The 201-nt window shown below is 43.3% G+C and carries 1 tRNA gene; it reads right to left on the bottom strand.

Annotated features, from left to right (window positions below):
• Positions 1-114: 114 nt before the first annotated feature.
• Positions 115-190 (bottom strand) — tRNA-Met (locus ACXAHM_RS26555).
• Between the last annotated feature and the right edge of the window lie 11 nt (positions 191-201).

A 201-nucleotide genomic window follows, 5' to 3' on the forward strand; every position in this document is an offset into this window, starting at 1 on the left:
CGGAAATAAAGTTGTTTGATGCTGTGAATACGGTTTGAAAGTTTTCTTGGCCATAATCACAAGATACAAAAAAAGACTGTCTCAATTTTTTGATTATGAGACAGCCTCTTTACTTGGTAGCGGGGACCAGACTCGAACTGATGACCTTCGGGTTATGAGCCCGACGAGCTACCAACTGCTCCACCCCGCACTGTTTTTCTT

Source organism: Flammeovirga sp. AWQ4_249 (assembly GCF_056161045.1).